Annotated in this window: 9 protein-coding genes; 4 read left to right on the forward strand and 5 right to left on the reverse strand. The window is 71.0% G+C overall.

The genetic code is table 11. From position 1 onward, the window contains the following. Positions 1–89 precede the first annotated feature (89 nt). Positions 90–1,280, reverse strand: a complete 1,191-nt coding sequence (locus ACFY1U_RS20345) for an Ig-like domain-containing protein (RefSeq protein WP_390695504.1) — start codon at positions 1,278–1,280, stop codon at positions 90–92. Positions 1,281–1,447: 167 nt separating this feature from the next. Then, the gene (locus tag ACFY1U_RS20350; RefSeq protein ID WP_390695505.1) at positions 1,448–2,623 is read right to left on the reverse strand and encodes an MFS transporter; all 1,176 of its coding nucleotides are present in this window, start codon (positions 2,621–2,623) and stop codon (positions 1,448–1,450) included. Between the two features lie 166 nt (positions 2,624–2,789). Here ACFY1U_RS20350 and ACFY1U_RS20355 point away from each other — a divergent pair, with 166 nt between their 5' ends. Continuing rightward, positions 2,790–4,328 carry a CHAD domain-containing protein gene (locus ACFY1U_RS20355; RefSeq protein WP_390695506.1) on the forward strand — a complete coding sequence of 513 codons (1,539 nt, stop codon included), beginning with the start codon at positions 2,790–2,792 and terminating at the stop codon, positions 4,326–4,328. Between the two features lie 147 nt (positions 4,329–4,475). Further along, positions 4,476–5,258, forward strand: coding sequence for a VOC family protein (locus ACFY1U_RS20360; RefSeq protein WP_390695507.1), 783 nt, complete (start codon positions 4,476–4,478; stop codon positions 5,256–5,258). Positions 5,259–5,350: 92 nt separating this feature from the next. On the opposite strand, the gene ACFY1U_RS20365 is transcribed toward ACFY1U_RS20360, so the two are convergent. Genes ACFY1U_RS20365 through ACFY1U_RS20375 form a run of 3 tightly spaced genes read right to left on the reverse strand, consistent with a single transcriptional unit; the run spans position 5,351 to position 8,534 of the window. Further along, positions 5,351–6,619: a sugar ABC transporter permease gene (locus ACFY1U_RS20365; RefSeq protein WP_390695508.1), complete on the reverse strand. Its 1,269-nt coding sequence runs from the start codon at positions 6,617–6,619 to the stop codon at positions 5,351–5,353. Positions 6,620–6,624: 5 nt separating this feature from the next. Next, positions 6,625–7,404 carry an ATP-binding cassette domain-containing protein gene (locus ACFY1U_RS20370; protein ID WP_390695509.1) on the reverse strand — a complete coding sequence of 260 codons (780 nt, stop codon included), beginning with the start codon at positions 7,402–7,404 and terminating at the stop codon, positions 6,625–6,627. Positions 7,405–7,442: 38 nt separating this feature from the next. Beyond that, on the reverse strand, positions 7,443–8,534 hold the full coding sequence (locus ACFY1U_RS20375; RefSeq protein WP_390695510.1) for a sugar ABC transporter substrate-binding protein: 1,092 nt from the start codon (positions 8,532–8,534) through the stop codon (positions 7,443–7,445). 251 nt (positions 8,535–8,785) lie between these two features. Between ACFY1U_RS20375 and ACFY1U_RS20380 the strand changes: the two genes are divergently transcribed. Together ACFY1U_RS20380 and ACFY1U_RS20385 are read left to right on the forward strand one after the other, a co-directional pair. Beyond that, positions 8,786–11,320, forward strand: coding sequence for a SpoIIE family protein phosphatase (locus ACFY1U_RS20380; protein WP_390695511.1), 2,535 nt, complete (start codon positions 8,786–8,788; stop codon positions 11,318–11,320). After that, positions 11,317–12,399, forward strand: a complete 1,083-nt coding sequence (locus ACFY1U_RS20385; protein ID WP_390695512.1) for a substrate-binding domain-containing protein — start codon at positions 11,317–11,319, stop codon at positions 12,397–12,399. The genes ACFY1U_RS20380 and ACFY1U_RS20385 overlap by 4 nt, the downstream gene beginning before the upstream one ends. Positions 12,400–12,517: the final 118 nt, after the last annotated feature.

Raw genomic sequence — 12,517 nt, forward strand, 5'->3', positions numbered from 1 at the left:
AGCACCTCCCGACCCGCTCGTACCGAGGACAGCATCCCGCGGAATCCGGCCTGCAGCAGCGGGCCGCCGCCAAGTTTCACGGTGGGGTGTTAATGGAGAGCGCTGCCCTTCTTCCAGGTGGCCCAGGGGACGTTCCAGTCGCCGTAGCCGTTGTTGACCGCGACGGTTTCGACGGAGTGGACGACCGTGACCGGGTCGCCGACGTTGACCCGGCCGTAGAACCACTGTGCGTCGCCGGTGCTCATGCCGATGCAGCCGTGGCTGCCGTTGACCACGCCGAACTTGCCCTCGTTCCAGGGCGCCGCGTGCACATAGGTGCCGGACGGGGTGAGCTGGACGTCCCACTTGACCGCGCCCAGGTCGTACGCCTCGGGGCCGAAGATCCGCACGGTCGAGGAGTCCATGCGGATGGTCGGCACCTTGCCCAGGACGACCATGGTGCCGTTCCAGGTCTCGTAGCCCTTCTTGCCGCTGGAGACCTTCAGGGTCCGGAGTGTCCTCCCGTTCTTCCTCACCGTCATCGTTTTCGTCGTGACGTTCACCGTGCTCGTGACGGCGTCCCCGATGCGGAAGTCCACGACGCGCTGCTGGGTGCCGTAGAGCCCGTTGCCCGCGTCCACGCCTGCCAGGTCCATGCGCAGTGTGACCCGGGTGCCCGGCTGCCAGTAGTTCACCGGGCGGTAGTCGATACGGTCCTTGCCGTCGCGGTCCTTCATCCAGCTCCAGGCGCCCTGGACCGCGGGGGAGGCGGTGACATGGAGCTTCCGCTCGATCGCCGCCTTGTCGCGGATCGGCTTGTTGAAGGTGATCGAGACCGGCATGGCGATGCCGACCGTCATGCCCCCGTCGGGGTGGTACTCGCCGACGAAGGCGTTCTTCGGCGTCTCGGTGGTGAAGGAGGCGGTCTTGTCGAGAGCCGACCCGCCGTCCGCCTTGCCGTGCGCCGTCACGGTGTAGGTGGCGCCCGGGGCGAGCGGCGTGGTCGAGGTCCACACGGACCTGTCCTCCGACCAGGTGCCGGAGATCCGGCCCGGGCCCGGGGCGCCCACCTCGACGGAGATCAGGGATCCGCCCCGCGCGTGCACCGTCACCTTCCGCCCGACCGGCACCTTCGCACTGCCGGCGTCGGGCTGCACGACTATCGCGGGCGGTCCCCCCTTGTCCCCGCCGTCCGCATCGCCGCCGGAGCCGCACGCGGCGAGCAGGACGGCGGCGGCCGACGCGAACGCGAGCGGAGGTGCGGTCCGGCGGCCCCACGGTGCCGGCATGCGCTGTCGCATGGGACTCTCCCCTTCCCCAAGGGCTGACTGGCGTTGATCGGTGTGTTGCTTTGTCGCTTTCCTGGTACCCCGGGAAGGCATCCGGCCGACCGGCCCATCGGGTGACTGCTCTCGCCTCGGCCGGTGAGCCGAGGGTGCGGTGCAGTGGCCGCGCGTCGGCCGTCGAGTCAGCCGTCGGCGCTGCGGCGCGTCAACAGCCCGATGAGCGCGGCCACCGCTGCCAGCGCCGCGACGCTGGTGAGGGCGGTGGGCAGGGAGGACCAGTCGGCCATGAAGCCGATCGCGGGCGGGCCGAGGAGCATGCCGCCGTAGCCGAGGGTGGAGGCGGTCGCGACGCCGCTGGGGCCGGCGAGCATCCCGGCGCGTTCGACGGCGACCGGGAAGAGGTTGGCGAGACCGAGTCCCGTGACGGCGAAGCCGATCAGCGCCGCCCAGAGGGAGGGGGCCAGGGAGCCTGCCAGTATGCCGAGCGCGGCGGTTGCGCCGCCCGCGACCACAGTGCGGGTACGGCCGAGACGTTCGAGCAGCGTCGTCCCCGTCAGCCGCCCGACGGTCATGGCGAGCGCGAAACAGGAGTATCCCAGGGCCGCGGCTCCCGCGGAGGCGCCCAGGTCCTGTTCGAGGTGCAGTGCGCCCCAGTCGGCCATGGCCCCCTCGCCGTACGCGGTGCACAGGGCGATGAGGCCGAAGACGGCGACCAGCCCGCGGCGACGGCCGTCGAGGCGGCGTGGTGCGTGCCGGCCAGGGTCGCCTGCGGGCTCGGGCGGCTTCGGTGGCTGCTGACGCAGCAGAGAGCGTCCCGCCACGGCCGTCACGACAAGCCCGACGAAGGTCAGGCCGAGGAGGTGCCGGGTGGGGGAGAGGTGCCCGGCGACCAGCCCGCCCAGCCCGGCGCCGAGCATGCCGCCCAGGCTGAAAGCGGCGTGGAAGCTCGGCATGATCGGCCGCCGCAGGGCGGTGACGAGATCGACGGCCGCGCTGTTGAAGGCGACGTTGATCCCGCCGTAGGCGGCGCCGAAGACGAGGAGAACGGCGCCGAGTGCGACGGCCGAGTGGGTCAGCGGTGGCAGGGCGACGCTCAGGGAGAGCAGGATGCCGCAGACCACGGTGACGGCGTGGCTGCCGTAGCGGCGGCACAGGCGGCCGGTGAGCATCATCGTGATCACGGCGCCGGCGGACACACCGAGCAGGGCCAGCCCGAGGGCGCCGGCGGAGGCGCCGGTCTGTTCCTTGATCGCGGGGATGCGGACGACCCAGCCCGCGAAGATGAAGCCGTCGAGGGCGAAGAAGACGGTGAGGACGATGCGGAGCCGGGTGAGGTCGGTGTGGTTGCTGCCCGGCACGACGTTGTGCGTTCGGGGTTTGTTTATTTGCGGCACAAAGTAACGCTAGGGGGATGCAGGGAGCAGGGCAAGGGATTTGCTCCGCCTGGAGAGGTGGTCCACCGACGAGGGCGTTCCTGGCGCCTTGCATGGGTTTGAGTCGTGCTGAGGTGTCTACGCGATGGGTATGACCCAGTCGAAGCGTGAGACAGAGCGAAAGTACGATGCTCCGTCGGCCGAGGACACCTCGTGGCTCCCGGAGCTCACCGGCGTCGGCGGCGTCGCCGCGGTCGTGGAAGGGGGCACCGACGAGCTGGACGCGGTGTACCACGACACCGAGGACCTGCGGCTGGCTCGCGCGTCGGCCGCGCTACGACGCAGGACGGGCGGGCCCGACGCCGGCTGGCACCTGAAACTGCCCCTGTCGCAGGACAGCCGGGAGGAGGTGCAGGCCCCGCTGTCCGAGACGGTTCCGGACACCTTGGGTGAGCTGACACTTTCCCGTACCCGCGGGGCAGAACTGATGCCGGTCGTGCGCATCCGGTCCACCCGCCGCACACGGCACCTCGTCGACTCCGAGGGCGCGGTACTCGCCGAGCTGACCGTCGACCAGGTCCGCGCGGAATCCCTGCGCGGCATGACCACCCTGGCCGCCTGGACCGAGATGGAGGTCGAGCTCGCCGAGGACACCGAAGTCTCGCTGCTGGACCTCGTGGACAAGGCACTGCACAAGAACGGCATCGACCGTGCGGCCAGGCCCTCCAAGCTCGCCCGGGCCCTGGAGGAGACCGGAGTGGGCGGGGTGCGACTGCCGGACACCGGTGCCGAGACGGTCGAACCCGGCTCGGCCGGGGACGACGTCCTCAGGTACCTGGGCGAGCAGGTGCGCACCCTGGTGCGCCTCGATCCCGCGGTACGCCGTGACGTACCCGACTCGGTACACCGGATGCGCGTCACCTGCCGCCGGCTGCGCAGCACGCTGCGCTCCTACCGCTCGGTGCTGGATCGTGAGGTGACGGACCCGATCCGCGACGACCTCAAGTGGCTGGGCGGCGAGCTGGGCGCGGAGCGAGACCAGGAGGTCCTCTTCGAACGGCTCGGTTCGCGCATCGAGGCCCTGCCCCCGGAGCTGGTCCTCGGACCTGTCGCCGCCCGGCTGAAGGCATGGAACGTCGCCGGCACCGACGAGGCGCACCGGCGCTCCCTCGCTGCCCTGCGCACGCCTCGCTACCTGGGCCTGCTGAACTCCCTGGCCGCACTCACCGAGCAGCCGCCGCTGCGCCGCAAGGCCACTCGCACACCGGAGAAGGTGACGGCCGAGGCGATCTTCAAGGAGTACGACCGGCTGGCCGGCCGGGTGGCACACGCGCTGGAGCTCTCCCCCGGAGCGGACCGCGACGTGGCCCTCCACGAGGCCCGCAAGTCGGCCAAGAAGACGCGCTACGCCACCGAACCGGCGCGTGCCTCGCTGGGCAAGCGGGCGAAGCGGCTCGGCAAGCGTGTGAAGGCCGTGCAGAAAGTGCTCGGTGACCATCAGGACAGCGTCGTGGCCCGGGACGCCCTGCGGAAGCTGGCTGTCGCGGCGCACGCCGCAGGCGAACCGGGTTTCACCTGGGGCCTTCTGTACGGCCAGGAGCAGTCCGTGGCCGCGGACCGCGAACGCGAACTGCCGACCGCATGGGCCGATGCGTCGAAGCCCGGCCTGCGCAAGGCGCTCGCCCCCTGACGCGCGCCCTGCGCAGGGGCCCGGTCGGTTGCGGGGACGCCCGCCCGGGTGAAACCCCCTGGGCCTGTGGGCCTGTGCACCGAGCCCGGTCCGACCGAGGCGGCATCGTGGCGGAGTCTCGACACCGGACCTCGTAGGAGGAAACGCATGCTCGGCACGGACTTCCGCACCGGATCACCCAACTGGATCGACCTCGGCAGCCCCGACACGGACGCGGCCGCCGCCTTCTATGGCGCCGTCTTCGGATGGCAGTTCGTCTCCGCAGGGCCCGAGGCCGGCGGATACGGGTTCTTCCAGAAGGACGGGAAGACGGTCGGCGCCCTCGGACCGCTGAGCGAGGAGGGCGCCGGGCCGGCCTGGACGACGTACTTCCAGAGCGACGACATCCAGGCCACCGCCCGCGACGTGGTGGCCGGCGGGGGCGCCGTGCGCGTCGAACCCATGGACGTCATGGGTGAGGGCTGGATGGGCCAGTTCACCGATCCCCAGGGTGCACAGTTCGCCGTATGGCAGCCCGGCAGGACGAAGGGGCTGGAGAAGGCCTCGGAGGACAACACGCTGGTGTGGGTGGAACTGCACGTCGGGGACCCGGAGGCGGCGATCCGCTTCTACGCCGGTCTGTTCGGCTGGCGTTCCCAGGAGATGCAGGCACCCGGGATGACGTACCGGGTGCTCAGCATCCAGGACGGCGACCAGCAGGAGGGCTCCTTCGGCGGTGTTGCCCCACTCCAAGGCGAAAGCGAGGAGACGCGCTGGGTGCCGTACTTCGCCGTGGCCGACGCCGATGTCATCACGACGAAGGTGCAGGAGAACGGCGGGTCGGTGCTCATGCCTGCCTCGGATGTACCGGACGTCGGCCGGATCGCCTGGCTGGCCGACCCGGCCCAGGCGGTGTTCGCCGTGCTGAAGCCGAACCCGCGCCAGGAGTGACACCGCCTCAGGTGCGTCCCGGAGGTGTGCGCTGTTCCGCCTCCTCGGGGGAGGCGGTGCACCGAGCCCCGGGCCACAAGAGGGACGAGGTGTCAGGCCCGCCCGTGCGCCTCCTGCGAGCGTCGTGACAGTGCGTCGATGACCACCGCGGCGAAGAGCACCCCGCCCGTGATGACGAACTGGATGGCCGTGGGCGTGTCCGTGATCGCCATGCCGGACGCGATCGACTGGATGACCAGCATGCCGAGCACCGCCGACCAGGTCGTACCGCGTCCTCCGAACAGACTGGTGCCGCCGATGACGGCTGCCGCGATGGCGTTGAGCAGCAGGACGCCCGATCCCGAGCTCTGGCTGACCGAGGTGATGCGCGAGGCGAGGAACAGGCCGCCGACCGCGGCCATCGTCCCGGAGACCGCGAGCACCGCGGTCTGGATGCCGATCACATTGAGACTGGCGCGACGGGCCGCCTCGACGCCGCCTCCCAGTGCGTAGACCTGCCGGCCGTAGTGCGTGTGGCGCAGGATGACGTCGAGGCCGGCGACCACCACGAGGAAGATCAGAAGGGCGAGCGGCAGCCCCTGGAACCGGTTGAGCAGATACGCCGTGGTGAACGCGACCACCGCGAGTCCTCCCGCGCGCACCACGATGTTCCGCATGGAGCGGTGCGGCATGCCGGCGGCCATGCGGCGGCGCCGGTCCAGGTACGAGATCAGGAAGACGACGCCGACGCAGAGCGCCGCCAGGCCGTAGGCGACGGCGTCATTGGTGAAGTAGTAGCTGGTCAACTGGGCGACCAGCCCGTTCTCGTCGAGGTTGACCGTGCCGCTGGTGCCGAGGACGTAGAGCATCAGACCGTTCCAGGTGAGCAGCCCCGCCAGCGTGACGACGAAGGCCGGTACCCGGGTCTTGGCGCAGGAGAAGCCCTGGAGGGCACCCGCCGCGGTGCCCGCGAGGACCGCGAGGATCAGGGCGATCCACTCGGGCACGCCGTTGTTCACGTTCAGCACGGCGAAGATGGCCGCGGCGAAGCCGCTGATCGAGCCCACCGACAGGTCGAGTTCACCGAGCAGCAGCACGAAGACGATGCCGACCGCGATCAGGCCGGTGCCCACGATGTCCACGCTGAGATTCGACAGGTTCCGGGGCGAGAGGAAGTTGTTGTTGAGGGACTGGAAGATGATCCAGACCGTGGCCAGAACGAGGACCACGGGCAGCGAGCCCAGTTCACCGGCGCGGAACCGGCGCCGCAGGAAGTAGGCCCCGTCCTTCACGGCGAGTGCGAGGGCCTCCCGGCCGTGCGGCCCGCGGACCTCGGCGGCTGTGGCCTCTTCGGCCCGCGTGTTGTCCGTCATGCGGCGCATCCCTTTCACCACGCCTCGTGGGTGGCCGGCCGGCGGGGCACGTTCTCCGTGGCACCGGTGATGGAGGAGATGATCTGTTCCTGGGAGGCGGTGTTCACGTTGAAGAAGCCGTTGTTGCGGCCGAGCCGCAGCACGGCGGCCCGGTCCGCAAGCGCTTTGACGTCCCCCATGTTGTGGCTGATGAGCAGCACTCCCATGCCGCGGTCGCGCAGCGCGTCGACGAGGTCCAGGACTTCGGTGGTCTGCTCGAAGCCCAGCGCCGCGGTCGGTTCGTCCAGGAGGAGCACCCGGGGCTCGCCGAGGAGCGACCGTGCGATGGCGACCGTCTGGCGCTGGCCGCTGGACAGGGAGACCACCGGGGCGCGCAGTGCGGGCACGGTCCTGGTGAGGCGTTCGAGCAGCTCGATGGTGCGGCTCTCCATCTCCATCTCGTCCAGGAACCCGAACCTGCGGATCTCCCGGCCGAGGAAGAGATTGCCGACGACGTCGAGGTTCCCGCACAGCGAGAGGTCCTGGTAGACGGTGGCGATGCCGAGGTCCCGGGCGTCGTGCGGGCGCCTGATGTGGACCGTGCGGCCCTCCCACTCGATGATTCCCTTGTCCGCGGGGGCGACGCCGGAGATCACTTTGACGAGGGTGGACTTGCCGGCCCCGTTGTCGCCGAGCAGGGCGACGACCTGGCCGGCATGGATCTCCAGCTCGACGTCCTTGAGGACCTCGACGGCACCGAAGCGTTTGCACACGCCGTGCAGCGCCAGCAAGGGGGAATCCGGCACTCGGACCATCTCCTTCCCGGGGCTCGGACTCGTTCGAAGCCGGTTCGTCAGGTCAGTCCGGACCTGCTGCAGGCGTCCTGGAGTCGGGGGACGCAGATCTGCCGGACGGTGTAGAAGCCGTCCTTGACCAAGGTGTCCTTGATGTTGGCGGCGGTCACGGACACGGGGGTGAGCAGGACCGCGGGAACGGTCTTCCCGCCGCTGGTCGTGACCTTGTCCTTGGCGACCTGCTCGAGGCGGGTCCGGCGCGCCGCGGCCACGGCCATGGCGGCGCCGGCGGAGGCCTCGGGGGCGAAGGGCTTGTAGACGGTCATGTACTGATCGCCGGCGACGATGCGCTGCACGGCTCCGAGTTCGGCGTCCTGTCCGGTGACCGGGGGCAGCGGGTCGACCTTGTTCGCCTTGAGGGCGGAGATGCTGCCCCCGGCGAGACCGTCGTTGGCGGAGTACACCCCCTGGATATGGGCCGCGCCCAGGGCGGCGATGGCGCCGGACATGTGCGTGTTCGCGATCTCCGGCCGCCACTGCAGCGTGTCGTACGCCTTGCCGATCTTCACTCTCCCCGTGAGCACGGACAGCGCGCCCTTCTTGAACGACACCGCATTGGGGTCGCTGGGGTCGCCGTTCATCATGACGATCTGGGGCAGGCGGCCGTGGTTGCCCATGGCCTTCAGCAGCGCCCTGCCCTGGAGCCTGCCGACCTCCTCGCCGTTGAAGGAGACGTAACCCGAGACCGGGCCCTGCGCGAGCCGGTCGTAGGCGATCACCGGGATGCCCGCCCGAGCCGCCTGCTGCACGGAAGTACCGAGCGATCTGGCGTCCACCGCCACGAGCACGATCGCGTCGACGCCCTTGGTGATCATCGAGTCCATCTGCTCCTGCTGGAACGCCACGTCCCCCTTGGCATTGGCGTACTCGATCGTGCAACGCCGGCACAGCTCCATGATCTTCTTCTCGAGCAAGGGCCTGTCCTGTGTCTCCCAGCGGGCCGTGGTCGCATCCGGCAGCAGCAGCGCGATCTTCGGTGCGGTCCCCGTGTCGGGGTGGTTGCCTCCACTGCCCGACCCGCAGGCCGACACCGCGACGGCCGTCGAGACCGCGGTCATGACGACGGCCGCACGCCGTATGCAGGCCTTCATGCGCGAGACCTCCCTCCGAGCGCGGGTCGGGTGGTCACGCCGGCATGGAGATCCAGAAAAGCACTGGTCGCTGCCCGCACGCGGCGACACCTGGCCCTCTCACGTGAGCGGCAAGACGACCATGCCGCCAGTGTGGCACCGGCCAGGGCGATCTGCGAATGCAGTGGCGGTTTGCTCTGATATGCGATTCTGTGGAGGGGACGCCCGATCTCAGCCGCATCCGCGGCACGGACGGGAGGTAGGTTGCGGACATGCCTGAAGACGGCGGTGCCCGGGCCGGAGTCTCTCAGCTGCGGGCATCCGGAGCCGATGCCGCGGACGCGGGCGGGCTCCCGGCGGTGCCGGAGACAGCCGAGGGCGAGCGCGCTCTGACCTTCGCCGGAGTGGCCATGGGAGCCGTCTATGTGCCCGCCGGTGACACGGACGAACTGCGCCTGGCGGAGACCGCCCGCTGGGCCGTTTCCGACTACCGGCTGCCCGACTGTCTGCCCCTGTCGGGGGGCTCACCCGCCGCGCACGCCTTCCGCACCGACCGGCCGCTGTGGCTCACCCCCGCGGAACTGGCCGCCTACTCCGAGGGCGCGCCCACCCCGCCGCACACGGAGGCCTCACTCGGTGCCCTGCCGCTCGAGGCTGACGGCAGCCGGCTCGGCTGCCTCGTCGTCGTGGGCGCCGGTGCGGACGACTTCGAGGACGAGCAGCGCCGCTTCCTGGAGCGGTACGCCGATGCCGTCGCCGGTCTTCTGCTGGCCGTCGCCGGCCGGTCCCCGCCGTCGCCGGTGCTGGGTCCCGCGCTGCGGAGCCTGCGCGTCGGCTCGTTCGTGCTGGTGCCCGACACCGGCCTGATCGACGCGGACGACGCCCTGCTCGAACTTCTCGGTATCACGCCGGCCGACTTCGACGGCAAGGCGGACAGCCTGCTCGCGCACGCCCTGCCCGAGGACATGCACGCCCTGGTGTCGGTCCTGGAACCGGCTCCCCAGGCGTTCGGCCGGCGTGAGCTGGAGTTCCGGGTGCGCGGCCCGACGGGGGAGATGCGCTGGCTGAGCCTGAGCTGCCGGGTAGTGGCGGGCACCGACGACCGCCCCGAGCAGGTGCTGGGCGTGGTGACGGCGACCTCCGTGCTGCGCCGCGGCCCCGACGACGTCTCCAGGATCCAGTGGCTGACCGCCGCACTCGACGACGCCACCACGGTCCGTGACGTCAGCCACGTCGTGGTCACCGCGCTGCGGGAGCCGCTGGGCGCCGACCGGGTGGCCCTTGCGGAGCTGCAGGGCGACCGGTTCGCGGTCACCGTGCTCGATCCGCCGCAGCCCGCCGCCTGGCCGGAGGCCTGGCGCGCCGAGTGGCGCACCGAGTGGCCCGACGCACCGGTCAGCGCTCTGCCCACCCTCCAACTCGCCCTGCGGGACGGGCGGCTGGACCTGTGGCCGGCTGGCACGGCCTTCGAACCGAACCTCGCGGGCATCGGCGACGGAGGCCTCGCCGTCCTGCCGCTGCCCGCCAAGGGCCGGGTCGCCGGCCTCTGCCTGGTCGGCTGGGACCAGCCGCACGAGTTCGCCCCCGACGAACGGTCCCTGCTGACCGCCACCGCGGCACTGGTCGGACAGGCCCTCAAACGGGCGCACGAGCACGACGCCGAGCAGGAACTCGCGACGATGCTGCAGCGCAGCCTGCTGCCGCGGCGCCTGCCCACGCTGCCGGGCGGGACGGCCGTGGCCCGGTATCTGCCCGCCAGACGGGGCCTGCAGGTGGGCGGCGACTGGTACGACGTCATCGCCCTGTCCGAGGACCGGGTGGCCCTGGTCATCGGCGACGTGCAGGGGCACAGCGCGGGAGCCGCGACCATCATGGGCCAGATGCGTACGGCCGTCAGGGCCTACGCGGTGGAGGGCCACCCGCCCGACGTGGTCGTCTCCCATGCCAACCGCCTGCTCGTCGGTATGGAGACCGACCTCTTCGCCACCTGCTGCTACGCCGAACTGGACCTGGAGCAGGGCAACACGCTCTTCGTCCGGGCCGGGCACCTCGCCCCCCTGGTGCGCCACCCCGACGGCAGCACCGAGGAGATCGAGGTCGAGGGCGGACTCCCGCTGGGCATCCTCGACGAGGCGGAATTCCCCATGACCGCGGTGGAGTTGTCTCCCGGCACGGTTCTCGCCCTGGTCACCGACGGCCTGGTCGAGGCCGCCGGCCTGCCCCTCGACGAGGGCATGCGCCAGACCCGCACGGCGCTCGCCGCGGCCGATCCGGCGGATCTGGGGCGCATGGCCGACCAACTGCTCGGCGACGTCGGCCGCCGCGAGGACGACGTCGCGGTGCTGCTGCTGCGCTACGACGGCATGGGCACCCGGCCGATCAGGGCCGGCTGGGTGGTGTGGCGGCTGCCCGACGCCGTCATGCACGCCCGCCGCTTCACCGCCCGCACCCTGCGCAGCTGGCACGCCGAGGACGTGGCGGACGCGGTCCTGCTGGTCGTGTCCGAACTCGTCACCAACGCCCTGGTGCACACCCAGGGCCCGGTCCGCCTCGACCTCATGCTCCGTGGTGACCGGGTACGGGTCGGCGTGGGCGACTCCTCGCCCCGTTCCCCCGCCAAGCCGGTGATCGTGGACTGGGAGTCGACCGGCGGCCGGGGCCTGCTCCTGGTCGAGGCGATGTCGGAGTCGTTCGGTTCGATGCCGGTGGCCGGCGGCAAACAGGTCTGGAGCGAGATCGTCCTGCCGGGACGAGCACCGGCGCCCACCGCCTCGGGCCCGGGAACGGAACGAGGAGGCCGACGGTGAGAGCCCGCCTGTGGCACGTGGTCGCCGCGCTCGTGGCGGGACTCATGACGATGTCCCAGGCCGCCTGCGGTGGAGGCGGCCAGGCGGGGTCGGACAGCTTCAGCGTCGGCCTGCTGCTTCCGAGCCGATCGGTCCCCCGCTGGGAGCACTCCGACCGACCGCTGATCGAGAAGCGGCTGAAGGAGCTGTGTCCGCGCTGCAGCATGGAGTACGCCAACGCCGAGAACGACGCGGACCGGCAGCGGCAACAGGTGACCTCCATGATCACCAAGGGGGTCAGGGTCCTGATCCTCGACGCAGCCGACGCGAAGGCGCTGCGCTCCTCCATCGTCGAGGCCCACCAGGCGCACGTACCGGTCGTCGCCTACGACCGGCTCGCGGAGGGCCCCATCTCCGGCTACGTCACCTTCGACGGAGATCAGGTCGGCAGGCTCCAGGGCGAGGCGCTCCTGAAGGCGATGGACGGACGGGCGAAGAGCAGGCAGGTGGTCATGCTGAACGGCGATCCCACCAGCCCCAACGCAGGCTGGTACAGAAAGGCCACCCTGTCCGTGCTGGCGGGCAAGGTCAGTATCGGCAGGTCGTACGACATCCAGGGCTGGAGTGCGGACGACGCCCACGCCCAGATGTCCGCCGCCCTCGCGGCCCTGGGCCCGAACCGGATCGGCGGGGTCCTGGCGGCCAACGACGCGATTGCCGCGGGTGCCATCTCCGCGCTCAAGGGCGCAGGCGTCAGGCCACTTCCCCCGGTCACCGGTCAGGACGCCGACCTCGACGCCGTACGGCGCATCGTGGTGGGCGAGCAGTACATGACGGTGTACAAACCGTTCCGGGCGGAGGCGGATGCGGCCGCCGCCATGGCCGTGGCGCTGGGGCGTGGCGACGATCTGAGGAACATCGCCACCACGACGACCGACAGCCCCACCACCAGCCGTATCCCGTCCGTGCTGCTCACCCCGAGGGCTGTCACGGCCCGCACCATCGAGCGGACGCTGGTCAAGGACGGCGTGTACACGGCCGACAAGATCTGCACCCGCGCGCTCCGGCCCGCCTGCCAGCAGGCCGGACTCGCGCGGTAGACACCGTCAAGGGGTGCTGAACGGGTCTCGGCGATGAGCACGTCCTTGCCGTAACTGCTTGCCCGATCGAGCATGCCGAGCGAGCCCGCGGCGGAGGCGCGCGTCGGCGTGGTGAGCA

The sequence above is a fragment of the Streptomyces sp. NPDC001351 genome, assembly GCF_042896045.1.
GTDB lineage: Bacteria > Actinomycetota > Actinomycetes > Streptomycetales > Streptomycetaceae > Streptomyces.

Bases quoted from the DNA above. Each gene is read 5' to 3' on its own strand.
- ACFY1U_RS20345 (WP_390695504.1), bottom strand. From the start codon at position 1,280: ATGCGACAGCGCATGCCGGCACCGTGGGGCCGCCGGACCGCACCTCCG.
- ACFY1U_RS20355 (WP_390695506.1), top strand. From the start codon at position 2,790: ATGACCCAGTCGAAGCGTGAGACAGAGCGAAAGTACGATGCTCCGTCG.
- ACFY1U_RS20360 (WP_390695507.1), top strand. From the start codon at position 4,476: ATGCTCGGCACGGACTTCCGCACCGGATCACCCAACTGGATCGACCTC.
- ACFY1U_RS20365 (WP_390695508.1), bottom strand. From the start codon at position 6,619: ATGCGCCGCATGACGGACAACACGCGGGCCGAAGAGGCCACAGCCGCC.
- ACFY1U_RS20370 (WP_390695509.1), bottom strand. From the start codon at position 7,404: ATGGTCCGAGTGCCGGATTCCCCCTTGCTGGCGCTGCACGGCGTGTGC.
- ACFY1U_RS20375 (WP_390695510.1), bottom strand. From the start codon at position 8,534: ATGAAGGCCTGCATACGGCGTGCGGCCGTCGTCATGACCGCGGTCTCG.
- ACFY1U_RS20380 (WP_390695511.1), top strand. From the start codon at position 8,786: ATGCCTGAAGACGGCGGTGCCCGGGCCGGAGTCTCTCAGCTGCGGGCA.